This is a genomic window from Halodurantibacterium flavum (assembly GCF_042681825.1).
In the GTDB taxonomy this organism is placed as follows: domain Bacteria; phylum Pseudomonadota; class Alphaproteobacteria; order Rhodobacterales; family Rhodobacteraceae; genus Halodurantibacterium; species Halodurantibacterium flavum.
Genome location: NZ_JBHUGH010000009.1, coordinates 279,475 through 302,183 on the forward strand (window position 1 = coordinate 279,475; position 22,709 = coordinate 302,183).

At 66.9% G+C, this 22,709-nt stretch carries 17 protein-coding genes; 6 read left to right on the forward strand and 11 right to left on the reverse strand.

What is annotated here, in order from left to right; all coding sequences use genetic code 11:
- Nucleotides 1–31: 31 nt before the first annotated feature.
- From ACFSGJ_RS12030 to prfB, 3 genes are all read left to right on the forward strand, one after another.
- On the forward strand, nucleotides 32–1,267 hold the full coding sequence (locus tag ACFSGJ_RS12030; protein WP_390261950.1) for an N-acetylmuramoyl-L-alanine amidase: 1,236 nt from the start codon (nucleotides 32–34) through the stop codon (nucleotides 1,265–1,267).
- Nucleotides 1,268–1,371: 104 nt separating this feature from the next.
- On the forward strand, nucleotides 1,372–3,933 hold the full coding sequence (locus ACFSGJ_RS12035; RefSeq protein ID WP_390261953.1) for a penicillin-binding protein 1A: 2,562 nt from the start codon (nucleotides 1,372–1,374) through the stop codon (nucleotides 3,931–3,933).
- Between the two features lie 61 nt (nucleotides 3,934–3,994).
- Nucleotides 3,995–5,122 carry a peptide chain release factor 2 gene (prfB, locus tag ACFSGJ_RS12040; protein WP_390261956.1) on the forward strand — a complete coding sequence of 376 codons (1,128 nt, stop codon included), beginning with the start codon at nucleotides 3,995–3,997 and terminating at the stop codon, nucleotides 5,120–5,122.
- A gap of 7 nt (nucleotides 5,123–5,129) precedes the next feature.
- Here prfB and rfbC read toward each other — a convergent pair whose 3' ends face one another.
- From rfbC to ACFSGJ_RS12070, 6 genes are read right to left on the reverse strand one after another with little or no spacing between them, the layout of a single operon-like run.
- Nucleotides 5,130–5,681 carry a dTDP-4-dehydrorhamnose 3,5-epimerase gene (rfbC, locus tag ACFSGJ_RS12045; RefSeq protein WP_390261958.1) on the reverse strand — a complete coding sequence of 184 codons (552 nt, stop codon included), beginning with the start codon at nucleotides 5,679–5,681 and terminating at the stop codon, nucleotides 5,130–5,132.
- 9 nt (nucleotides 5,682–5,690) lie between these two features.
- On the reverse strand, nucleotides 5,691–6,476 hold the full coding sequence (locus ACFSGJ_RS12050; RefSeq protein ID WP_390261961.1) for a sulfotransferase family protein: 786 nt from the start codon (nucleotides 6,474–6,476) through the stop codon (nucleotides 5,691–5,693).
- The gene (locus tag ACFSGJ_RS12055) at nucleotides 6,473–7,027 is read right to left on the reverse strand and encodes a GNAT family N-acetyltransferase (protein WP_390261964.1); all 555 of its coding nucleotides are present in this window, start codon (nucleotides 7,025–7,027) and stop codon (nucleotides 6,473–6,475) included. The genes ACFSGJ_RS12050 and ACFSGJ_RS12055 overlap by 4 nt, the downstream gene beginning before the upstream one ends.
- Nucleotides 7,027–11,970, reverse strand: a complete 4,944-nt coding sequence (locus ACFSGJ_RS12060; protein WP_390261967.1) for a glycosyltransferase 61 family protein — start codon at nucleotides 11,968–11,970, stop codon at nucleotides 7,027–7,029. The genes ACFSGJ_RS12055 and ACFSGJ_RS12060 overlap by 1 nt, the downstream gene beginning before the upstream one ends.
- Nucleotides 11,971–11,999: 29 nt before the next feature.
- Nucleotides 12,000–13,136 (reverse strand): DegT/DnrJ/EryC1/StrS family aminotransferase, encoded by a 1,137-nt coding sequence (locus ACFSGJ_RS12065; protein ID WP_390261969.1) that lies wholly within the window; start codon nucleotides 13,134–13,136, stop codon nucleotides 12,000–12,002.
- Nucleotides 13,111–13,530, reverse strand: coding sequence for a sugar 3,4-ketoisomerase (locus ACFSGJ_RS12070; protein WP_390261971.1), 420 nt, complete (start codon nucleotides 13,528–13,530; stop codon nucleotides 13,111–13,113). The genes ACFSGJ_RS12065 and ACFSGJ_RS12070 overlap by 26 nt, the downstream gene beginning before the upstream one ends.
- 89 nt (nucleotides 13,531–13,619) lie before the next feature.
- Between ACFSGJ_RS12070 and ACFSGJ_RS12075 the strand changes: the two genes are divergently transcribed.
- The 3 genes from ACFSGJ_RS12075 to ACFSGJ_RS12085 all read left to right on the forward strand — a co-directional run bounded on the left by ACFSGJ_RS12075 (nucleotide 13,620) and on the right by ACFSGJ_RS12085 (nucleotide 17,098).
- The gene (locus tag ACFSGJ_RS12075; RefSeq protein WP_390261974.1) at nucleotides 13,620–16,043 is read left to right on the forward strand and encodes a glycosyltransferase; all 2,424 of its coding nucleotides are present in this window, start codon (nucleotides 13,620–13,622) and stop codon (nucleotides 16,041–16,043) included.
- A complete protein-coding gene (locus ACFSGJ_RS12080; RefSeq protein WP_390261977.1) occupies nucleotides 16,040–16,840 on the forward strand; it encodes a Stf0 family sulfotransferase in 801 nt (266 codons plus the stop codon). The genes ACFSGJ_RS12075 and ACFSGJ_RS12080 overlap by 4 nt, the downstream gene beginning before the upstream one ends.
- A gap of 75 nt (nucleotides 16,841–16,915) precedes the next feature.
- On the forward strand, nucleotides 16,916–17,098 hold the full coding sequence (locus tag ACFSGJ_RS12085; protein WP_390261980.1) for a hypothetical protein: 183 nt from the start codon (nucleotides 16,916–16,918) through the stop codon (nucleotides 17,096–17,098).
- Between the two features lie 7 nt (nucleotides 17,099–17,105).
- On the opposite strand, the gene ACFSGJ_RS12090 is transcribed toward ACFSGJ_RS12085, so the two are convergent.
- Genes ACFSGJ_RS12090 through ACFSGJ_RS12110 form a run of 5 tightly spaced genes read right to left on the reverse strand, consistent with a single transcriptional unit; the run spans nucleotide 17,106 to nucleotide 22,595 of the window.
- Nucleotides 17,106–18,149 (reverse strand): formate dehydrogenase subunit gamma, encoded by a 1,044-nt coding sequence (locus ACFSGJ_RS12090; RefSeq protein ID WP_390261982.1) that lies wholly within the window; start codon nucleotides 18,147–18,149, stop codon nucleotides 17,106–17,108.
- Entirely contained in the window at nucleotides 18,149–18,787 is a 639-nt protein-coding gene (fdh3B, locus tag ACFSGJ_RS12095) for a formate dehydrogenase FDH3 subunit beta (RefSeq protein WP_390261985.1), read from the reverse strand. The genes ACFSGJ_RS12090 and fdh3B overlap by 1 nt, the downstream gene beginning before the upstream one ends.
- 10 nt (nucleotides 18,788–18,797) lie before the next feature.
- Nucleotides 18,798–21,713 (reverse strand): formate dehydrogenase subunit alpha, encoded by a 2,916-nt coding sequence (locus tag ACFSGJ_RS12100; protein ID WP_390261988.1) that lies wholly within the window; start codon nucleotides 21,711–21,713, stop codon nucleotides 18,798–18,800.
- 8 nt (nucleotides 21,714–21,721) lie between these two features.
- Complete coding sequence (locus ACFSGJ_RS12105) at nucleotides 21,722–21,961, reverse strand: twin-arginine translocation signal domain-containing protein (protein ID WP_390261991.1); 240 nt, start codon at nucleotides 21,959–21,961, stop codon at nucleotides 21,722–21,724.
- The gene (locus tag ACFSGJ_RS12110) at nucleotides 21,954–22,595 is read right to left on the reverse strand and encodes a TorD/DmsD family molecular chaperone (protein WP_390261994.1); all 642 of its coding nucleotides are present in this window, start codon (nucleotides 22,593–22,595) and stop codon (nucleotides 21,954–21,956) included. Before ACFSGJ_RS12110 ends, ACFSGJ_RS12105 begins: the two co-directional genes overlap by 8 nt.
- Nucleotides 22,596–22,709: the final 114 nt, after the last annotated feature.

A 22,709-nucleotide genomic window follows, 5' to 3' on the forward strand; every position in this document is an offset into this window, starting at 1 on the left:
AGGCCCGCGAGTGGCCAATGAGGCAGTGTTGATGAGCAGTTTGCGGATATTCCGGCGCGCGGCGCTGATCGCGGCGCTTACTGTCTGGGCGGCGCCCTCGCTGGCCCAGGCACCGGCCACCGTCAGAGCAGAGCCCGCCGCAAGCACGCTCGACGCCGGGCGCAGGGCGATCCGGCTCACGCTCGGCCTTGGCGCGCCTGTGGCCTATCGCCTGCGCACGGTCCAGGACCCGCCCCGTCTGGTGGTCGAGTTGGAGGGGCTCGACTGGAACGGGCTTGACCCGGCCCTGCTGATGGACGGCGTCAGCCGCGGTGTGACCGGCCTGCGGATCGGCGAGGCGCCGGACGGCTGGGCGCGCATGGTCATTGAGCTTGACGGCCCTTGGGGCGTGCGAACCGCGGCGACGCAGCGCGAGGGCGATCTTGCACGGCTGAACCTTGAACTGCGCCCCGTGCCCCTGCCGGAGTTTCTGGCCAATGCCGGCACGGCCGAGGAAGTCCTGTGGGGCCTGCCGCGCCGCGCCGTGACCGAGGGGCGGGCCGTCTCGCGCCAGCACGGCGGGCGCCCGCTTGTCGTGGCGCTCGACCCCGGCCATGGGGGGATCGACCCGGGGGCCGAGCGTGGCGGCCTGCGCGAGGCGCATCTGATGCTGACCTTCGCGCGGGAACTGAAGGAATACATGCTGCGCGCGGGCGATTTCCGCGTGGTGCTGACCCGGGAAGCCGACGTCTTTGTCCCGCTGGAGGCCCGGCAGAGCATCGCACGCGCCGCCGGCGCAGATGTGTTCCTGTCGCTCCATGCGGATGCGCTGGCCGATGGCGATGCGTCCGGGACCACGATCTATACACTTGCCGAGGATGCCTCGGACGCGGCATCGGCGAGCCTCGCGGAACGGCACGACCGGGCGGACCTTCTGGCGGGGCTCGATCTGGGCGCGCATGACGATCTGGTCGCGCAGGTTCTTCTGTCGATGGCCCGGACCGAGACCTCGCCCCGGACCGACCGGCTGGCCGATGCGCTCGCGACGCGGATCGAGGCCCATGCCGGCCCCATGCACAAACGCCCGCTGTTGCAGGCGAATTTCTCGGTTCTGCGGGCAGCGGATATCCCTTCAGTCCTGATCGAACTGGGCTTCATGTCGAACGATGCCGACCTTGCGCGCCTGCGCAGCCCCAGCTGGCGCGCCCAGATGGCCGAGGGTATCATCGCCGGATTGCAGGACTGGCGGGTGCAAGACGCCGCCGCGCAGGAGGGGCTGCGCCGCTGATTGTGACCGGGCCGGACCCTGAAAGCGCCGGTTGCGCGACCCTGCGGCTTTGACCCCGGCGCGGGCGGGGGCTATATAGTGCCGACATTGACCCGGGGGAATCCGTGCTACGCTTCATCCTGTCCTTCTTGGGGGCGATCTTCAGCTGGATCACGATCGGCCTGTTCTTTGCGGCAGTAGCCGCGGGCGCGGTAATCTGGATCTACAGCCGCGACCTGCCCAGCCATGAACAGCTGGCCCAGTATACCCCGCCCACGATCAGCCGGATCTATTCCGGCGAAGGCGCGCTCATGGACGAATTCGCCCAGGAACGTCGCATCTTCCTGCCGATCGAGGAAATCCCCGATATCGTCAAAGAGGCGTTCATCTCGGCGGAAGACAAGAATTTCTACACGCATCACGGCTATGACGTGCGCGGCATCGGCGCCGCCATCGTCGAGGCGATTCAGACGCGCGGCGAAACCATGCGCGGGGCCTCGACGATCACGCAGCAGGTGATGAAGAACTTCCTGCTCGACGGGTCACGCTCGGCCGAACGCAAGGTCAAGGAGATCATCCTGGCCGCCCGGTTCGAGCAGACATTGCCCAAGGACAAGATCCTTGAAATCTACCTGAACGAGATCTTCCTCGGCCAGAATTCCTATGGCGTTGCCGCCGCCGCGCAGACCTATTTCAACAAGACGCTCTCGCAGCTCAGCCTGGAGGAGGTTGCGTTTCTTGCCGGCCTGCCGACCCAGCCGTCGAACTTTCACCCCGTGCGCAACCGCGACCGCGTGATCGCGCGCCGGAACTACGTTCTGGCCCAGATGCTGGAAAACGGCTATATCACCCAGGAACAGCATGACCGCGCCGCCGAGGCGCCGCTGCTGACGGTTCAGAACGGCGATTACCCCGCCTTCCGCAACACCCTTCCGCCGCGCGACTATTTCTCGGACGAGATCCGGCGCCAGCTTTCCGGCACCTTTGGCGAGCAGGAATTCTTTGGCGGCGGCCTGACGATCCGCGCGACCGTCGATCCCGAGTTGCAGGAGGTCGCCGCGCGGGCGCTGCGCGACGGGCTGGAACGTTTTGACCGGCAGCAGGGGATCTGGCGCGGCACGCGGCAGATGATCGACGCCGAGTTGCTGGCCAGCGAAGAGACATGGCGCGCGGCTCTCGCCTCGGCGAACGTGCCGCGCGATGTCGCGGGCTGGCACGCGGCTGTCGTCCTTTCGACCGAAGGGAACCGCGCCCGGATCGGGATCGAGGGCGTGGACGAAACCGATGAAGGCCATTTCATCCCGGCCGATGACGTGACCTGGGCGCGCAAGCGGCAGGCTGACGGACGTCTTGGCCCGCGCGCGACCGTTCCGTCCGATCTGGTATCGGTGGGTGAGGTCGTTCTGGTCCGGGAGGTCACGAATGACGACGGCAGCTTCCGCCGCTGGTCGCTGCGGCAGGTGCCCGAGGTTCAGGGCGCCTTCATGGCGATGGACGTGAACACCGGCCGGGTCATCGCCATGCAGGGCGGATTCTCCTACCAGCATTCGGTCTTCAACCGGGCGACGCAGGCACAACGCCAGCCGGGGTCGAGCTTCAAGCCCTTCGTCTATGCCGCGGCGCTTGACCGGGGATATTCGCCAGCGACGATCGTCGTCGACGCGCCCATTGAGGTGAACACGCCGCAGGGTCTGTGGCGGCCGCGCAACTCTACCAACCAGTTCTACGGGCCGACGCCGGTCCGCACCGGGATCGAGCAGTCGCGGAACCTGATGACCATCCGGATGGCACAGGAAATCGGCATGGAAACCGTCGGCGACTATGCTGAGCGTTTCGGTGTCTATTCGCCCATGCGTACCTTCCTGTCGAATGCGCTTGGCGCGCAGGAAACGACGCTCTTCAAGATGGTGGCCGCCTATGCGATGTTCGCGAACGGCGGCGAGAGGGTGGAGCCGACGCTTGTCGACCGGGTGCAGGACCGCTGGGGCCGCACGATCTACCGCCACGACCAGCGGCGCTGCATCGACTGCCGCACGCCCGATATCCCCGCCGGCGAGGCGCCGAATATTGTGGCCGAGCGCGAGCGGGTGATGGACCCGGTGACGGCGTATCAGCTCACCTCGATGATGGAGGGCGTGATGACCCGCGGCACCGGGCGCGGCATCAACGTCCCCGTTCCGATCGCGGGCAAGACCGGCACCACGAACGATGCGAAGGACGTGTGGTTCATCGGCTATTCCTCGAACATCGTCGCGGGCTGCTATATCGGCTACGACCAGCCGCGCAGCCTTGGTCAGGGCGCCTATGGCAGCAGCATGTGCGGCCCGGTGTTCCAGAGCTTCATGACCGAGGCGGTCCAGAAATACGGCGGCACCCGCTTTGCAGTGCCCCCGGGCGGCTATTTCGTCAAGATCGACCGCTTTACCGGCGCGCGCCTGCCGGACGATGCGACCGGCGATCATGTCGTCGCGGAATATTTCCGTCAGGGCGCCGAGCCTCTCTTTGGCGCGGCGGCGATCGTGGATGGCGGCTTTGCGATGGGGCAGAACCTGCCGCTGTTCGCGCGCGGCGAGACGGATAATGCGGAAGGTGGCGGCGCAGTCGAGGTCACGACCTCGACCGGGCGCAATGTCGTCATCCCCGAACGGTCCGATTTTGGCACGCTCAGCTCCGGCGGTCTCTACTGACCTTGCCGGGGCGGGCTGCCCGCGCTATCACCCGCCGATACCGAAGAAGAGAGAGCCGGACATGCGTGCCGAGGCACAGAATCTTGTCGAGACCATCCGAAAGTCGCTGACCCTGCTGGGTCAGCGGCTGGATGTGGAGACCGCCAGCCACCGGCTGGAGGAATTCAACGCGATGATCGAGGACCCGGACCTCTGGAACGATCCGGCAAAGGCGCAGAAACTGATGCGCGATCGCCAGATGCTGATGGACGCGCTGGATACCTATAACGGCATCCGCCAGGATCTGGCCGACAATATCGAACTGATCGAGTTGGGCGAGGCCGAGGACGACGCCGAGGTCGTGACCGAGGCCGAAGGCGCCCTGCGTGGCCTTGCCGCCCGTGCCGCCGAGAAAGAGGTCGAGGCGCTGCTGAACGGCGAGGCCGACGGCAACGATACCTTCCTTGAAATCAACGCAGGCGCCGGCGGCACGGAAAGCTGCGACTGGGCCTCGATGCTGGCGCGGATGTATGTCCGCTGGGCCGAAAAGAAGGGCTACAAGGTCGAGCTTCAGTCCGAGACAGCGGGTGAAGAGGCGGGCATCCGTTCGGCCGCCTACAAGATCAGCGGGCCCAATGCCTATGGCTGGCTGAAGTCCGAAAGCGGCGTGCACCGACTGGTGCGCATCTCGCCCTATGACAGCGCGGCGCGGCGGCATACCTCGTTCAGTTCGGTCTGGGTCTATCCGGTCGTGGACGAGAATATCGAGATCGAAATCCCGCCGAACGAGATCCGCGTCGACACCTACCGGTCGTCGGGGGCGGGCGGCCAGCACGTCAACACCACCGACTCCGCCGTGCGGATCACCCATATTCCCACCGGGATCGTGGTGACGAGTTCGGAAAAGTCGCAGCACCAGAACCGCGCCAACGCCATGGCCGCCCTGAAATCGCGTCTTTATGAACTTGAACTCCGCAAGCGGACGGAAAAGATCCAGGAGCAGCACGAGAACAAGGGCGATGCGGGTTGGGGCAACCAGATCCGGTCCTATGTGCTGCAGCCCTATCAGATGGTGAAGGATCTCCGCACCGGCGTCGAAACCTCGGACACGCAGGGCGTGCTTGATGGCGATCTCGACCGCTTCATGGCCGCGACCCTGGCGCTGGACGTGGCCGGCAAAAGCCGCGCCGAAGCGCAGGGCGAGGACTGAGAAGCGCTCAGAACGGCGTGACGAAATCCGCCCAGGGGGTGGCGGCCGCATCGCGCGGTGAAAGGATCGCGCGGCCGGGCGGCAGCCCCCAGTCGATGCCAAGCCTGGAATCGTCAAAGCGCACCGCCCCTTCGGCCGCCGCCGCATAAGGGGCGCTGCATTTGTATTGCACCAGCGTCGCGTCGGTTTCCGTGACAAAGCCGTGCAAGAAGCCCTCGGGCACGAACAGTTGACGCCCGTTTTCCGCCGAAAGCCTGAACGCGGCCCATTGTCCAAAGCCCGGCGACGCCCTCCGGATATCGACCACCACGTCCCGGATCGCCCCCGCGACCGCGCGCACCAGCTTTGCCTGCGCATGGGGCGGTGCCTGAAAGTGGAGCCCCCGGACCGTGCCCGCGTGGCGCGAGAAGGACTCATTATCCTGAACGAAGTGGGTGGTGAGCCCCGCATCCGCCAGCCGCGCGCGGTTCCAGCTTTCGCTGAACCAGCCGCGCGCATCGCCATGGCGCTTCGGCTCGATCAGGAGCAACCCCGGCAGCGGCCCAGGAATGACCTTCATTCCCGCACCTCAGGCCGGATCATAGCCGAACTGCGCCATCAGCGGACCGCAGATCGGACGCGCAATATCCCGCCATCGCGGGTCGAGCGGCGTGTGACGAGGCCGCAGGTCAAGCGCGGCATGGTATTTGGGCGACCCCCAGGCGCTTTGATCCGCGTCGCTGCTGCGGGCGCGCGTTTCGGCCCAGATCTCATCCGGCGAAAGATCGTCAAGCCCCGTGAAGACCCGAAGCCGTTCCAGCGTCTCCGGCTGCTCCAGATCCTCATAGCGCAGCACAAGGCTGCAGCCCTCAAGGCGCGGGTCATCCAGATGCCGGTACATCGTGACATATTCCCGCGCGAGCTTGTCGGCCATTGCCTCGGTCATCCCCTGGCCGTGCCGCTCGATCACTGTCTGACGCGACCGCAGCACGTCATAGGGATGGCGGACCGAGGTGACGGTGCGGATGCGCTGGCCCATGATCTCGCGCAGCGCGCCAAAGAACGGGGTCATGCAGGGGTCCTTGACGCAAAGCAGCTGCGGGTTCTTCAGCACCGTCGACACATGGTCAAAGGCCCAGGAGGTCATGCGCCGCATATGGTGGTGGAAATGGGCCTTCTTTTCGAAAAACGCATGGGTGTGGGCGTCCCAGGTGGAAAGTCCGTGCACATAGGTCTCGACCAGCGGGCGGATGAAGCTCACCTCCGGGTGATAGCGGCAGGTCCGGGCCGAGGTGCAGAGCAGCGCGTGAAGCACCGTCGTACCGGAGCGGGGCGCGCCGCCCACGAAAAGGATATCCGAGGTGTCTGATGTCATGCAGCTTCATCCGGGCAGAGCGCGGCGGCAAGGCCGGGGCGCAGTTTGGCATAGTCTTCGGCAGAAAGACGAAAGTAGATATCGGCCCCGTCCTCCCCCAGCCGGGCGGCCCCGAACCGGTCGTGAAAGGCCAGCGTGTGGAGGTTTTCCCGCCGCACGTCGAAGCGCGCTTCGGTCAGGCCAAGGGTGTCAAAGGCAAAGTCGTATAGCAGGATCGCGGTTTCGAGGGCAGCCCGGGGCGGTTTGGCCGCATCGAGGATCCAGCTGCCCCAGGTAAACCGCGACCCTTCGATCCCATAGATCCGCACCGTTCCGCAGGGGGCACCGCCCTCGGCATGGCAGAGGATGAAATAGTATTCCTGCCCCCTGGCCTCCCGCGCCTGATAGGCGACGATCCAGTCCCGCTGCGCGCCTTCGCTGCCCGCCGGGCCGGAAAGGTGCCGGTTGATCGCCGGATCGTTGCGCAACCCGCAGATATAGGCCGCGTCCCCCGGGCGCACGGGCCGGAACGAAAGCCTCGGGCCCCGGGGCCAGGAAAGGTCGTGCCTCATCAAAGGTTCTCCTGATCGTATACGGCCTGCAGGATCGCATCGCGCAGGCCGCTGGAATGGTTCGGGTTGGCCACAAGGACGGGTTTTCGCGCCGCCTCGCGCTGAGCCGCAGAAAGGGCTGCACGACCCGCGGCGTCGCGGCCGAGCCGTGCGGCGAGGGCGACATAAGCTGCCTCATCCGCCGCAATGAGGTCGGAAAAACCTGTCGCCGCCAAGAGAAACTGATCGATGGATCGCGACGATCGCCGTTGCAGCACCACCGGCGGCACGCCGTTGATCAGCGCCAGATGCATCATCGTCGCTCCGCCATGGGGAAACGGCGCGAGATAGAGATCGGCGAGCGCAAGCACGGCCTCGGTCTCGGCCACGGTGAGCTCCGACAGGATCGAAATACGTTCGGGATCGAGCCCGACCTCCGCGGCGGTCTCTTCGACCTGATGGAGAAAGGGCAGGGCCAGCCGGCGGCCCGCCCAACCGGGGTTGAACGGCGCCAGAAGAAGCTTGCCCCCGGGCACGGCCGCGGTCGCCCGCATCATCGTCGAAAGGCAGCCATGGCGCAGCTTTGACAGGGAGCCCGCATTCATCAGCACCACATCCCCCGCGTCCAGACCGAGCATGTCCCGCGTGAGACAGGCATCCGGCCTCGGCTCCAGCGAGGTCAGATAGCCGATCACCGGGCCGGGCAGCCGCATCGCGCGCTCGGGCAGCCCGGCGGGCAGGGCGATGTCGTCCTGCCCCGTCAAGAACCCGTCGAAGCCGGGAAACCCCGGCGGCAATGGCAGATGCGAATTGAGCGCGAACTGCCGCGGCGCGAGCCGGTGAAACAGCGCGAGGTCGAGCGGCTGGATACCGAAAGTCGTCGCATTCGCCAGCAAAAGCACATCGAGGTCGTCCGCCGCGATCATCCGGCGAATGCCCGCGGCATCCGGGGGCAAGAGCCGCCGATGCGCGACCGCCGCGTCGAAGCGCCGCTCGAACCCCGGATCGCCGGTCGCGACGCGGTCGGTGAAACCCGCCGAGTAGGCGAATATCTCGGTCCGGCCCAGGTCAAAGCCGAGCAGGGCGGAAAGCCCCGCCTCGCTGTCCGGCCCCTTGTCGAAGGTGCGCAGGATGATCCCCAGACGCAACCGCCCCTCAGCACCCGAGGCACAGCGGACCGCCGAACGAACCGGCCGGTGCTGCGGCGCAAGCAGCGCAAGAACACGGTTCCGGGCATGGGAGAGCGGGCCGTAATCACCATCGATCAGAAGGAACTGCCCCAGATCGAGCCCCGTCGCCGCGCGCGCCAGCCGGAAACGCCGCGCGGGCGACAGGTCGGGCCGTTCCAGCGCATCGGCGAACCAGTGCAAAAGCCGCCCGGCATAATCTGCCCAGATCGCATCTTCGCCCGCGCGGAACAGCCATGGCGGCGCGGTGATCCAGGCCAGATAGCCCGGCAGATGCGCATCCGGCAAACTCTCCGGGTCGAGCAGCGGCACATCCTGCCAGGGCTGCAGCCAGAGCATTGCCAGAAGGAGATCGCGCCCCGATACCGCCCCTGCCCGCATCGCCCCGAGGGCCGCATCTCTGGTCGCGCCACCTTGGGCCAGCATCAGGCCGGATTGAAGATTGGCCCCGGGGTTGGCGAAGAAGGGGTGGCCAAAGGCGGCGTCAATGGCATCCTGCCCCGCCTCGGCCAGACACTCCGCCACGCGGTCGCGCAGCCGCGCAAGCCGGGGCAGATGATCCGGCGGGAAGGCCTGCGCGCGCAGGGACCAGCCCGAAGCCTGCACGCCCACCGCGTCATTCGCCCGCCAGAGCGCGTCGAGCGCGGCGGAAAGCTCCATCCGCTCCTCCAACTCGGGCCGCGCGACATGGGGCAGCACCAGATCCTCGGGCACCGTGTAATGTTCATGCGCCGCCGGGCCGTGACTGGTGCCCGGAACGCGCCATCCGGCGATGTTGGTGACCTCGGGACCGTCCCCCAACGCTGCGGCCAGCGCGGACCAGAGGCCGAAATTCGTCCCCGGCGCATTGGAAAAGAGCGGGAAGACCCGGCATTCCGGCCCCGCAAAGACGAGATTGGCGAGATGCGCACCGGTCGGCGCCACCACGATCTGTGCCCCTGCCATGTGCCGGACCTGATCCGCGAAGGAAAGCGTCGCGAAATCCACGGCCACGAAACCCTCTGCCTCCAGCCGCGCCGAAAGCGCCGGCATGTTCAGAAGGCGCCGCACCCCGGACTTGCGCGCAAGAAAGAGGCGGGACGGGGTCCGCGACGGCCCCAGCATCCGGCCAAGCCTGCGCAAGCCGGTCAGCGCCGCCGGGTGGAACCGCGCCGTGCCGGGCGGCGGCACCTCGGTGGCATAGGCATCCTGCATCACATTCGGCATGTTCGCGGCCCAGAGCCGCCCGACCCTGACCGCCTGATGCCGCGTGAGCCGCAACACCGGGCGATCGGGAAACAGCAGGCGCAGCGCCTCATGATGCTGATCCGGCATGTCGTCATCGGCAAGGAGCGGCACCCCCGCAGGCGCGAGAGTCGCGGCAGCAAGGGCGCGGGGCACAACCTCGAGCAGGAAGTGACAGTAGTTCCGGCTATAAGTCCCCGTCGCCAGAATACCCGCCTCGACCGGCGCGCCACCTGAGTAATAACGTAAGGCCGCGCCACCCGACCCGAGCGCCGCCAGCGCCCCGTTCGCCCGCAGCGACATGGTTTCAGGGTCAAACCCCTCAAGGCTGAAATCGAGCCAGCGCCCGTCGGAAAGAAGAAAACCGTCATTCCCGGGCAGCAGCGTCACATCCCCTAAACAGGCCGCCCGAACCGGCGGAAGGTCCTGACGCAGCGACGGCGCATGAATTGGACGGCGCGAGACGATCCGGGGGCGCGGCAGGGCCCGGGTCGCTGCGGGCGCCAGTTCGGTCGTCGCACCGGGAAAACTGTCGGCGACCGGATGCACCGCAGTCACCAGATCGGGCGGCTCTGCCGTGTCGGGCGGGTGCAGCGCGTCGTGCAGATGCCGGGCTGCGTCCTTTTGCCGGCCATCGTCCAGCGCGCGGCGGGCCCCCTCCATGCTTTGCCGCGCGTGGTAGGGCGAGACCGCGAGACGCGGGCGGAAGAATCCGCGCCCCTCGGTCAGGGCGTGGAGCAGCGGCGCGCCGGGCTGGTCCTTCAGATGCGCGGTCCTGTAAAACGCCGGATCGAAGGAGGGATGCGGCCGCCGCCCCTCTGCCTCGCCATGGCGCAGGTAGTGCAGCAAGGGGTTCTGCCCCGATGCAGCCACATCGGGGTTGTGAAAGTTGTAATAGGCCTGACGGAAGGCCGGATGGGGGTCGATGTTGTCGCGGCGCCCGTTCGCGATGAAATGTTCCGCCGCGCTCAGGCGGCTCGCGCGAAGCCATGGTGCGGTCGAGCCAATATGCGCGCTGTCAATCAAGGGGTGCGGGTCGCAGCCCAGCCGGTCCTGCGCGAGCGCCAGCATCACCGGCTCGGCCGAGGTCAGCGTTCCGGGACGGCGTTTTTCCACATGACCCGGCAGGACAAGCGGATGCGGCGGCAAGTCCGGCAGATTGCCCGCGAGCATTGCGGCCCAGCAAAGATTGGGCGCGGCGCGGTGCCAGCGCTCTTCCTCAAAGCCTGCGGGATCAAACAGCAGATGGGGCGAAAGGCGCGGCCAGTCGCCGCCGATCCAGTCGAGAAAGATGCGCAGCGCGGAAACGCCCTCCGGCGCGCCTGCGCCCCGCCAGAGGGTTTGGAGATCCACAAGGGGATGTGGCGACAGACCTGCCGCGGCCCCCACCTCAAGAAAATGAACCAGAAGGGGGCCGGTTTCGGGTGCGGGCAGCTGGCGCGCATAGTGGTCCGGGTCGAAGAAAAGATGCGGCTGGCGGATCTTGCCCGCGAGACAGGCGGCGAGGACCGATCCTCCATCCGCTTCGCCGGCGGCGAGGACCGGATCGAACAGCGGATGCGGCGACAGGCCCATCCTTTCCCCATGCTGCGCGTAATGGCCCAACAGGGACCCCTGCGCGGGCCGGCCAAGCCGCCGCCGATACCAGACCGGATCGAAGAGCGGGTTGGGCCATCGTCCCTCGGCCTCGCCGTGCCTCAGGTAATGAACCCACGGGTCGCAGCCCGACGCCGCGACATCCGGGTTCCGGGCAAGGTAATAGGTGCGGTCGAAGAGGGCATCTTCGGCCCCGTCGGCCGTCCCGTGGGTCGTGGGCGGGCCGTCCAGAACCGCCGAAAGGGCCGCCGAAACCGGGGCCGGGGCCGTTCGCCCACCCTTGTTTTTCAGGCGTCGCCGGAACCGTGCCCATCGGCCGCGATGCGCCGCGGCCCGGGGCGCGGCGATCCTGGCCACGCGCGCATCGGGCCAGAGCCGCGCGAACGCCGCCGCAGTTTCGCCATCCGGCGCAAGATGCAGCGCGCCCGGCCAGACATTCGCCAAAGGGGACGGCCCACAAAGCGGAACGATGCAGTCCCGGCCGGTGGCCGCCTCTTGCAGCGCAAGCAATGCGGCGAGGTCGTCGGGCGCGTTCAGCAGAAAAAGGCGCCGCGCAGCAAAAGCATCAAGCCTGGCCCGGAGCCATTCCCAGCGATCATGCAATGCCGCGCAATGGGGGGCGAGGACCGTGGCGCCTGCGTCGCTCAACCCCTCCCGCGCGGCGCCATCGCAGGGGGAGGTCATGAGCACGACATTCCGTTCCCATGGGCGATCCGCCCCAAGCGCCGCGATCCAGGGCTGCGCCGCGCGCGCCTCGGTCACGATGAAAAGGTTGGTGGGTCGATCGAAACCCAGCCTTATGTCGGGCAACGGCGGCGCCATCGCCGCGATCCTTTGGGCGAGGGCGCGCAGGTCAGCCGCCTCACATTCCGCTGCATGCCCCGCCAGTATCTCGATGGCGAGGGGCAGGTTCCCCACGGTAAGACATTCCTCGATCCCTGCCATAGGCCCGGACATGCCCGCTGCGGAAAAGGCCTGCCCGTCCATCAGATGGAGGCAAGCGCGTCGATCACCCGGTCGGCGATCTCATGGGCGTCGCCGGGCGAAAGATGCGGACCGATGGGAAGGCTGAGGCAGGTGGCACAGATCGCCTCGGTCACCGGAAGGTGCAGCGCGCCATGGGTTGCGCGGAACGCCCCGCTTTGATGGTTGGGGACGGGATAATGCAGCGCCGCCTCCACCCCCCGGGCGGCGAGCGCCGCAAGAAGCGCGTCGCGCCGCGCGTGGCGAACCACAAAAAGATGCCATGCCGGGTCATCGTGGGGGGAATATGCCGGAAGGCGCAGGTCATGCTGGCCGTTCAGACGATCCAGATAGACGGCCGCGATTTCGCGGCGGCGCGCGGTCCAGTCCGCGAGCGCATCGAGTTTGACGTCCAGAAACGCGGCCTGCAGCGGGTCGAGCCGCGAATTTCCGCCCGCCAGATCATGTTCGTATTTCCGGCGCGCGCCGTAATTCGCGAGCATCCGCACCCGGTCCGCAAGGTCCGTGTCATCGGTCATCAGCGCGCCCCCGTCGCCAAAGGCGCCGAGGTTCTTGCCCGGATAGAAGCTGAAGCCAGCCGCGACCCCGAGGCCCCCCGCCGGTCTGCCGTGGTGAAGGGCGTCATGGGCCTGCGCCGCATCCTCTATCAGCCATAGGTTGTGACGCTGCGCGATCTCGGCCAGCGCAGTGCAATCGGCCGGCGCGCCGTAAAGATGCACCGCAAGGATGGCCCGGGTGCGCGGCGTGATCGCGGCGGCAACCAGGCTCACGTCGATATTCATGGTGACGGGATCGGCATCGACCGGCACCGGGGTCGCCCCACACTGCGCCACCGCGAGCCAGGTCGCAACGAAGGTATGCCCCGAGACGATGACCTCGTCCCCCGGGCCGATGCCGAGCGCACGAAGCGGCAGCACCAGCGCGTCGAGCCCGTTCCCGAGCCCCACGCAATGCGCAACCCCGCAACGCGCGGCAAAGCGCGCCTCGAACCGCGTCAGCGCCTCGCCCCCGATATAGCGGCCCGATCCCATCACATCCCGATAGGCCGCGTCGAGCGCGGGCTGCAGCGCGCGATAGGTGAACCCCACATCCAGAAACGGGAAGGTTTCTATATCAGCAGCTTGCGGCGCGACATTCATTCGACCACTCCAGAAATTCATCAAGGCTGTAGATGTAATCTTCGGGCTCATAGGGACGGGAGGCGAGGACGCAGACCACGGTTCCGGGCCGGGCGAAGCGCAGGCTGCGCCACATCCCCGGCGGCACGCGCAAGCCCCGGGCGGGATGGTCCAGCACAAAGGAATGCGTCCGCGTGCCGTCATGAAGGGTGACGTCCACCTGACCGGAGAGGCAGAGAAAGACCTGCTCCAGCCGCTTGTGCCCGTGTTCGCCAAGAAGCTCACCCTCAGGCACGTCGAACAGGTAATAGACGCGCCTGACCGCGAAGGGCAGGTCATCCCCCTCAAGCACGCCAAGGGAACCACGCGCGTCGCTGTGCTGGCGAATGTCGATCAGATGGGGGTGTTCTGCCATCGGTCCCTCGGGTTGGACTGCAGGTTAGATCAGCTCTTGCGCGAATACAACCTATGATTGTATCCTGCGGAAAACGACAAGGGCGGCACATGCAGCGGCTGGGACGGCTCTTTGAACGCTATAGCGATGCGCATCTCGTGCGGGGGCGCCGCAATGTCCCGATTCTGACCAAGGGGCGGCTGATCGGCTATGTGGAGCGGCTGGAGGCGCGCGGCGTGCAACGGCGGCTGCAAGGCTGGACCATTGCCGAAGAGATCCGGACAGATGCCGGCCGCCCCGGGATCATCCCGCAGACCCTGCGCGAAGATGTGAGGGCCCGGCACGGGATCGACGCGCGGGCCTTTGACCTGACAATGAGCGGGGAGGAGGGGCTTCACCTGCTTTGCGATGGCGAATGGCACCCTGTCGCCATGCCACCCCTGCCAAGGCGCAGGCTGGCGCGGGCGTTGCTGGCGCTACGTTTCGCCGCTGACCTGACGCGGGCGCTGCCGCTGATCGCCCGCTGGCGCCGGACCCGCGATCCGGCCTTGCGCCGGGCGGTGCGGGACAGGCTGCTCGGGCCGCAGCCTGGGCGGGGCGCGGCGGACTTGCCGCCGGGTCTTTTCGGCAGCCCCGGCCAGGCACCGCCGGATACACCCGTGACCATTGTCCTGCCGTTCCATAACGCCTTCGACGTGCTGCAGGACTGCCTTGATCGGCTGGCCCTCCATACCGATCTCGACTGGCACCTGATCGTTGTCGAAGATGCGTCAACCGACCCCCGGGTCCGTCCATGGCTGCGCGAATGGTGCGCGGGGCAGGGCGACAGGGTAACGCTGCTGGAAAACAACCAGAACCTTGGCTTCATCGGATCGGTGAACCGCGCCTTCGCGGTCGCAGTCATGCGCGGCGCCCATGTCATCCTGCTCAACTCCGACGCGCTGGTGCCCCGGGGCTGGGCGTCGCGCCTCATTGCCCCGATCTGCGCGGATGACGGGGTGGCGAGCGTGACGCCCTTTTCCAACGATGCCGAAATATTCACCGCCCCCGCGATCTGCCGTCCCGTCCCGCTCGGTGCCGGAGAGGCCGAGGCGATGGATCGCGTGGCGCGGCAGCTTGGCGCCGCAGCGGCTGTGGCCGAGGCGGCGACGGGGGTCGGGTTCTGCATGGCGATGAACCTAGGGTTCCTGCGGCAGATCCCGGCCTTCGACACCGCCTTCGGGCGCGGCTATGGCGAAGAGGTCGACTGGTGCCAGAAGGCGCGTCAGCGCGGCGGTCGCCACCTGGGGACAGCCTCGCTTTTCGTGGAGCATCGCGGCGGCGGGTCGTTCGGGTCCGAGGCCAAGCAGCGCCTGCTGGCGGAAAACGGGGCACGCGTCGCGGCGCGTTACCCGCGCTATGACGCAGAGGTGCGGGGTTTCATCGACAGAGACCCGCTGGCGGGCGCGCGGCTGGCATTGGGTCTTGGCCGGGCAGGGTCGCAGGGCGTCCCGATCCCGGTTTTCGTGGCCCATTCGCTGGGCGGCGGGGCCGAGCTTTACCTCCGCCACCGCCTGCGCAGGGAACCCTCTGCGGTCGTCCTGCGTGTCGGAGGTCCGCGCCGCTGGCAGTTCGAGCTTCATTGCGAGGCCGGAATGACCGCGGCATGCACCGACGATACGGCGCAGGTCCGCCGGCTGCTGCATCTCTTGCCGGCGATGCGACTGATTTACTCCTGTGCGGTGGGCGACCCTGACCCTGCCGCGATCCCGGAAACGCTCCTGTCCTTTCTGCGGGAGGGGGACGGGGCAGAGATCCTCTTTCACGATTATTTTCCGATCAGCCCCTCCTATACACTGCTCGACAGCGCCGGACTCTGGCGCGGAGTGCCCCAACCGTCGGACCCGGACGCCGCCCATCGTCTGGGCGCGGTCTCGCTGCCCGACTGGCGGGCGCGTTGGGCAAAGCTCGTGGCGCGGGCCGACACTCTTGTCGCGTTCTCGCAGGCGAGTGCGGATATCATCGCGGCGGCCTTCCCAGGTGCCGCGGGGGCGATATCGGTCACGCCACATGACCTGCCGGTGACACCCGCAGCGATCAGCCCCCCGACCCATGGCCGCACCGTCGCCGTCCCCGGCAATATCGGGGCACAAAAGGGGGCGCGCCTTCTTGCGCCGCTTGGCCGGGCGCTGGCGGCGCGGGGCATCACACTCATGGTGATGGGTACGGTGGACCCGGCGATCGCCCTCGCGCCGGGAACGCCTGTGACCGGCCCCTACCGTCCCGAGGATATCGGCCGCATCGCCCGGCGCCACCGGATCGCGGCCTGGCTCATCCCCTCGATCTGGCCCGAGACGTTTTCTTACACCACGCATGAATCGCTCGCCACCGGGCTGCCGACCTTCGTGCTGGACCTCGGCGCGCAGGCCGAGGCTGCATCAAGGGCACCGAATGGCCGCGTCGTCCCGTTCGACCCCTCGGACCCGGCGCCCGCGGTCGTCGCGGCCATCCTCCGGGAACTCGCCCCCCGATTCTCAGGCGAAGAGGCCGCATGACGGACAGCTTTCTCGACAGGCTCGCGCAGCCGGACCCGCATGAAGTGGCGATCCGCCGTATTTTCCCGGATGGGGGCGGGCATGAGGGCGGGGCGGTGATCGACCGGCCGCTGGTCATCCTGGCCTTCACGAACCGCTGCGGCTCGCATCTTCTGGGGGATTACCTGCGGCAGACCGGTCATTTCGCGGGCTTCGGCGAGTTCCTGAACCATGATGTCGTGGCCACGATGCAGGCGCGCACGAGTGCCCGCAGCTTTCCGGAACACCTTGCCAGCCTTGCCGGGCAGCTTTGCCCCAGAGGGCAGATATTCGGGGTCAAGGCATCGGCCGGACAGCTTGCGATGCTGCTGCGCCATCGGATTCCAGCGATGTTTTCGGGGCTTCTGGTGCTGCACATGACCCGGCGCGATGTGCTGGCGCAGGCGGTGTCCCATTCGCTGGCGCATCAGACGGGCCAATGGACCAGCCAGCAGCAGGCACGGGCGGAAACCGAGCCGCGATTTGACCTCGCGCAGATCGAGGCGGTTCTGCGCGACATCCACCGCGAGAACGAGATGATCGGGCTGACCTGCAATGTCATGGGCCTGCCGCGCATGGGGATCGTCTATGAAGATCTTGTGCGCAATCCGGCAACGACCGTTCAGCGCATCGCCCACAGGCTCGATCTGGACCTTGGAGGATGGACGGCCGCGCGCCCGCGCCTTCGTAAACAGGCCAACAGCACCAATGACGCGTTCTGTGCCACCTATCGGAGGCTGGCGCAGGAGGCACTGGCACGGCACCTCCAGACCGTCTGATGGAACATCCCCGCGCGCCGCAGGTTCCCCAATCAGCGTGACCCTCAATCACCTGACCAACTTGGAGCCAGCGTCATGAAAGCCTTCCTCGCCGCCATCGTCTTCTGCACGGCGGTTTTCGCAATCACGGGCTGGGTCTATGCCGCGGCCTCGGTATCATCGACGGACCGCTATTCCACCCGGTCCGCCATGCCCGATCACCGCGCCCCGGTTGACGGGCGGCTGGGCTGGTTTCAGGCCGAGGCTGCCCCGCGCTGAGCCGCACTCATTCCGCGGGGACACCCTTGCCATCAGTCGGCGCAGGGGCGTCGGGCGCGGGCCTCTTCAAGGTCTTGTACCACCCAGAATGATGCTCACGCGCCCAGTTCTCATCGACCTCACCGCGGCCCATCGCGTCGAAGGCCCCCTCCATCCCCAGGGTCCCGAGGTAGATATGCGCGATGATGACCGCGATCAGGGCCGCCGCCGTCAGCGCGTGGACAACCTGCGCGACCTGCATCCCGCCGATATCGGCAAAGAAGAACGGCATCAGCAAAACAAGGCCGGTCGCTGAGACAAGAAGCCCGCCGAGCGTCACGATCCAGAAGATCATCTTCTGCCCGGCATTGAAGCGTTCGGCCTCGGGATGGGGGGTGCCGGGGGCGCTGAACATGCCGCCTGCCTGACGCAGCCACTCTATATCGGTCCGGTTCGGGATATTGTCGCGCAGCCACAGCACCAGCATCATCACGATGCCGATGACAAAGGGCGGTGCCGCAATGTTATGCAGCGTCTTCGAGGCCTCGGCCAGCGGCGTAAAGGCGGCGTGCCCCATGAGCGGGATAAGGAGGGGACGGCCGAAGGTGATGATCAGCCCGGTGATCGCCAGCGCCAGAAAACTGATCGCCGTGGCCCAATGGGCGAACCGCTCCAACCCGTTGAAGCGCGGCACCCAGCGGCCGGACCGTCCGCTCTCGATCCGGATACGCCCGCGCCAGAAAAAGAACGCCGCGAGCGCACCCACCGTGAGCAGGATCAGGCCGCCCGCGATCCAAAGGAACCACCCCGACCGAAAGGCGCGCCAGTCGCGCCCTTGTTCCTGCACCAGAACCCCCGACTGGCGATCCGGGATCGAGACGAACCCTGCAACCGTGCCATCATAATCGGTAAAGATATGGACGTCGTCCCCCTCCAGTGGCGCGGCAGAGGGCGCGCGGCCCTCCATCCCCGGCGTCACATAGTTTTCGTCGCCCCCCGGGGGCGCCTCCTGCGCGGCAACAGGAAGGCCGAGAAGCATTACCGACAGGAGCGGAACAATAAACCAGCGCATCACGCACCCCCTTCCGCCGGGGCGGTGACATGCGGGCGGAAACTGTCGCCCTGCTGCCGGGCATAGGCGACCGACCAACCCCAGGCGCCCGAGCCGTAGCCCCTGCGCACCACGCGCTCCTTGTAGATCTCGACCAGCATGTCCTGATCGCCGGCCATCAGGGCGCGGGTCGAACACATCTCGGCGCAGAGCGGCAGCTTGCCTTCGGCCAGCCGGTTCGTGCCGTATTTGACATATTCGTCTTCGGAATTGTCCTGTTCGGGACCGCCGGCACAATAAGTGCATTTGTCCATCTTGCCGCGCCCGCCGAAATTGGTGGCCTGCGGAAACTGCGGCGCCCCGAAGGGGCAGGCGTAAAAGCAATAGCCGCAGCCGATGCAGAGATCCTTGGAATGGAGCACCACGCCCTCGACCGTGGGATAGAAGCAATCCACCGGGCAGACGGCCGCGCAGGGCGGATCGGTGCAATGCATGCAGGCCATCGAGATCGAACGTTCGCCCGGACGGCCGTCATTCAGCGTAACCACGCGGCGGCGGTTGATGCCCCAGGGCACCTCATGCTCGTTCTTGCAGGCAGTGACGCAGGCGTTGCATTCGATGCAGCGTTCCGAGTCGCAAAGGAAGGTCATGCGTGCCATCTGCGTCTCCTTACGCCTTCTCGACCCGGCAGAGGGTCGCCTTGGTTTCCTGCATCAGGGTCATCGGGTCATAGCCATAGGTCGTGATCGCATTGGCGGGGGCGCCCAGCACGATCGGGTCCGCGCCGGCTGGATAAAGCTCTCGCAGATCCTCGCCGTTCCAGTGTCCGCTGAAGTGGAAGGGCAGGAACACGACGCCCGGCGCCACCCGTTCCGTCACCATCGCCGGCATCCGGGACCGCCCGCCTTCGGGGCCGGATAGCCAGACATCCTCTCCGTTCGCGATGCCCAGCCGTTCGGCGTCCTGCACGTTGATCTCGCAGAACATCGTCTGCTGAAGCTCGGCGAGCCAGGGGTTTGACCGCGTTTCCTCGCCGCCGCCCTCATATTCGACCAGCCGGCCCGAGGTGTAGACGAAGGGGAAATCTCGCGCGATGCCCGCCTCGATCGCCGCCTGCTGGACGGAGTAGTTGAGCAGTGGCAGCCGGAAATCGCGCCGGTCCGGGATGGCCGGATAATCGGCGGCAAGATCGGGTCGGGGGGTGTAGACCGGCTCTCGATGGATCGGCACCGGGTCGGGCAGGTTCCACGCAACCGCCCGCGCCTTGGCGTTGCCGTAAGGGACGCAGCCATGGCTGAGCGCCACGCGCATGATCCCGAAGGAAAGATCGGCGGCCCATGACACGCTGTCCACGTTGTCACCGCCGATCCGTTCGATCACGCGCAGTTCCTCGGGAGTAAGCTCGCTGTCCCAGCCAAGCGTGCGCAGAACGGCCATGGTGAATTCCGGATAGCCGTCCTCGATCTCGGAGCCGAGCGAATAGCTCCCCTCGGCCAGCAGCGTCTCGCCATCCCGTTCCACGCCGAAACGGGCGCGGAAGGTGCCACCGCCCTCCATTACATGCTTGGAGGTATCGTAAAGGATCGGGCTGCCCGGATGCTGCCATTCGGGATAGCCCCAGCAGGGCCAGGGCAGGCCGTAATATTCGCCCTCAAGCGGGCCCTCGTTCGCGCGCATCGTGATGCGGTCAAAGGTGTGCTGATAGCGCATATGCAGCTTGAGCCGCTCGGGCGACTGGCCGGTATAGCCGGTGGAGATGCAGCCCCGGTTGATCTCTCGCAGGATATCCTCGGTCAGGGGCACGTTGTCCTCGACCAGGATATGCTTGCAGAGGTCGTCGGCAAAGCCGAGCTTCTGTGCCAGCAGATAAAGGATTTCCCGGTCGTTCTTGGATTCGAAGATGGGTTCGACCACCTTCTGCCCCCACTGGACGGACCGGTTGGAACAGGACCGGCTGCCGTCCTGCTCGAACTGGGTGCAGGCGGGCAGGATGTAGAAATTCCTCGGGCGCTCCGGCAGGGCGGCAAAGGTGGTGGGATGGGCATCGACCACCACCATCAGGTCGAGATTGGAGAGGCCCTCCAGCATCTCGGGCATCCGCGTGACGGTATTGCCGCCATGGCCCATCACGAACATGCCACGGATCGGGTTGGGCTGGTCCAGCGTCTCGCGGCTCGCATTCGCGCCGTCGAACCAGCGCGTGGTGGGGATGCCCTTGGCCTCCATCAGCGCCTTGCGTTCGTTGAAGGTCATGCCTTCCAGCCCGAAGCGGTTCACCAGGACCTCATAATCCACATCCCAGACCCGGGCGAAATGGCGCCACGCCCCTTCGTCCAGCCCGTAGTAGGAGGGCAGCGAGGTCACATCGAGGCCCATGTCCGTCGCGCCCTGCACGTTGCAGTGGCCGCGATAGATATTCGCCCCGCCGCCCGCGACGCCGATATTCCCCAAGGCAAGCTGAAGGATCGAAAAGGCCCGCACATTCGCCGTGCCGGTGGATTTCTGCGTGGTGCCCATGCACCAGACCAGCGTGCTGGGCCGGTTCTGGGAAATGGCCCGCGCGACTTCCAGCAGCTGGGCGCCCGGCACGCCGCTGACCCGTTCCACCTCCTCAGGGGTCCAGCGCGCGATTTCCTCGCGCACCTCATCCATGCCGTAGACCCGCTGGGCGATATAGTCGTCATCCTGCCAGCCATTGTCGAAGATGTGCCACAGGATGCCCCAGACCACCGGTATGTCGGTGCCGGGGCGGATGCGCACGAATTGCGTCGCATGGGCGGCGGTGCGGGTAAAGCGCGGGTCGATCACGATCCAGGGGGCACGGTTATGTTCCTTGGCCCGCAGCATGTGCTGCATGGCGACCGGGTGCGCCTCGGCCGGGTTCGCGCCGATGATCAGCAGCGCCTGCGCGTTCTGGATGTCGTTATAGCTGTTGGTCATCGCCCCGTAGCCCCAGGTATTGGCGACGCCGGCGACGGTGGTTGAATGGCAGATACGGGCCTGATGGTCGATGTTGTTCGTGCCCCAGAAGGCCGCGAACTTTCGCATCAGATAGGCGCTTTCGTTCGAAAACTTGGCCGACCCGAGCCAGAAGACGCTGTCGGGCCCCTGTTCGTTGCGGATCGTCAGCAGATGGTCGCCGATTTCGTCGATGGCCTGTTCCCAGGTTACGCGCTGCCACTCCCCGTCCACCAGCTTGAGCGGATACTTGACCCGCCGTGCTCCTTTGGTCAGTTCGCGGACCGACGCGCCCTTGGCGCAATGGGTGCCCTGGCTGATCGGGCTGTCCCAGCCGGGTTCCTGCTGGACCCAGACGCCGTTCTGAACCTCGGCCACAACCGTGCAGCCGACCGAGCAATGGGTGCAGATGTTCTTGCGCAGCTCTTTCGGCGCCTGATGGTTCAGAGGTGCGGCCTCGGCGGGCTTGACGAACCGTCCCGAGAGCGCGCCAAGCCCCGCCAATCCACCCGCCGCAAGGCCGCTTGCCTGCAGGAACGAGCGTCGGTCCATTGCGGCTTCACGCGGGGCGGCGATGTCCGAAAGACGGCGACGTTGGGCAGTGGCGGGTTTGCGTTTGGTAAGCATGGGACCCCTCAGAGCCGGTTCAGGGCGTAGAAACGTTCGACATGCGGGCCGCCCTGGTACCGGGCCTTGCCGCGTTCATCCTCTTGCAGCACCACATCCTGCGCGAGAACTGCCGCCCCGCCGGCTGCGGCTGCGCCCGTCACGCCCAGCCCCAGCTTGAGGAAACGGCGGCGCCCGGGCTCGGCCGTCCGATCAGCGTCGCGGCTGGCCGGCTCGGCGGCAGGGTTCGGTTCATGTGCCTCAGACATGGGCGGTTCCTTTCGTGACCCGGGTGCCGGCCGTCGCGGGCACCATGGTTTCCTTTTCGATTTCCATCAGCAGCCGCCCCAGCGCCGCCACGGGGCGGTAGAAAACGGCAGCCTCGGCGCCTTGCAGGTCGTCGAGAAAGCGGGGCAGCCAGGGCGCGATATGGCGGGCGTGAAAGGCTGCGGCGTCTGATGGGCTGGCGGCCGGAAAACGCCCGGCAAGCAGCCCCGCCATGATTTCCAGCACGCCGGCTGCGTGATCTTCCGGTTCGGCGGCCCCGCCGGATCGGGCAATGCCAAGGCGTGCCATGTCATCCCGCAGCGCCACCAGCGGTCGATCCTGCAGAAACCCGGTCAGATACCAGGATGCGTAGGGCACAAGCTCGCCCCGGTCGAGACCGATGAAAAGACGGTTGAACTCACGCTCCACATCCGCGGGCGACATCGCTGCGACGCGGGCAATATCCGCAAGGTGCGCACCCCATCGCGATCCGTCCGGTGCCAGCCCGCGCAGCCGCGCCAGCAGATCCGCATCGGGCGGCGCCGCGAGCAGGACCGAGAGCAGCATATAAGCCTGGGACCGCGCGATCTCTGCCACGTCGGGCTGTTGCGTTACGCGCATTTCCGCCTGCGACATGCGTGACCTCCTGTGCCGGGCCTCAACCCCCCATGCCCCTGCTTGTTCCCGCAGGTGATCCCGAAAGCGGCAACTAAAGTGGATAGCCCGGGGAACAGAGGCGCGTCGGGCTGG

Coding starts and splice junctions, on each gene's coding strand:
- ACFSGJ_RS12105 (WP_390261991.1), bottom strand. CDS start 21,961: ATGTCTGAGGCACATGAACCGAACCCTGCCGCCGAGCCGGCCAGCCGC.
- ACFSGJ_RS12100 (WP_390261988.1), bottom strand. CDS start 21,713: ATGCTTACCAAACGCAAACCCGCCACTGCCCAACGTCGCCGTCTTTCG.
- ACFSGJ_RS12030 (WP_390261950.1), top strand. CDS start 32: ATGAGCAGTTTGCGGATATTCCGGCGCGCGGCGCTGATCGCGGCGCTT.
- ACFSGJ_RS12080 (WP_390261977.1), top strand. CDS start 16,040: ATGACGGACAGCTTTCTCGACAGGCTCGCGCAGCCGGACCCGCATGAA.
- ACFSGJ_RS12060 (WP_390261967.1), bottom strand. CDS start 11,970: ATGTCCGGGCCTATGGCAGGGATCGAGGAATGTCTTACCGTGGGGAAC.
- ACFSGJ_RS12070 (WP_390261971.1), bottom strand. CDS start 13,530: ATGGCAGAACACCCCCATCTGATCGACATTCGCCAGCACAGCGACGCG.
- prfB (WP_390261956.1), top strand. CDS start 3,995: ATGCGTGCCGAGGCACAGAATCTTGTCGAGACCATCCGAAAGTCGCTG.
- ACFSGJ_RS12050 (WP_390261961.1), bottom strand. CDS start 6,476: ATGACATCAGACACCTCGGATATCCTTTTCGTGGGCGGCGCGCCCCGC.
- ACFSGJ_RS12075 (WP_390261974.1), top strand. CDS start 13,620: ATGCAGCGGCTGGGACGGCTCTTTGAACGCTATAGCGATGCGCATCTC.
- ACFSGJ_RS12110 (WP_390261994.1), bottom strand. CDS start 22,595: ATGTCGCAGGCGGAAATGCGCGTAACGCAACAGCCCGACGTGGCAGAG.
- rfbC (WP_390261958.1), bottom strand. CDS start 5,681: ATGAAGGTCATTCCTGGGCCGCTGCCGGGGTTGCTCCTGATCGAGCCG.
- ACFSGJ_RS12090 (WP_390261982.1), bottom strand. CDS start 18,149: ATGCGCTGGTTTATTGTTCCGCTCCTGTCGGTAATGCTTCTCGGCCTT.
- ACFSGJ_RS12065 (WP_390261969.1), bottom strand. CDS start 13,136: ATGAATGTCGCGCCGCAAGCTGCTGATATAGAAACCTTCCCGTTTCTG.
- ACFSGJ_RS12085 (WP_390261980.1), top strand. CDS start 16,916: ATGAAAGCCTTCCTCGCCGCCATCGTCTTCTGCACGGCGGTTTTCGCA.
- ACFSGJ_RS12055 (WP_390261964.1), bottom strand. CDS start 7,027: ATGAGGCACGACCTTTCCTGGCCCCGGGGCCCGAGGCTTTCGTTCCGG.
- fdh3B (WP_390261985.1), bottom strand. CDS start 18,787: ATGGCACGCATGACCTTCCTTTGCGACTCGGAACGCTGCATCGAATGC.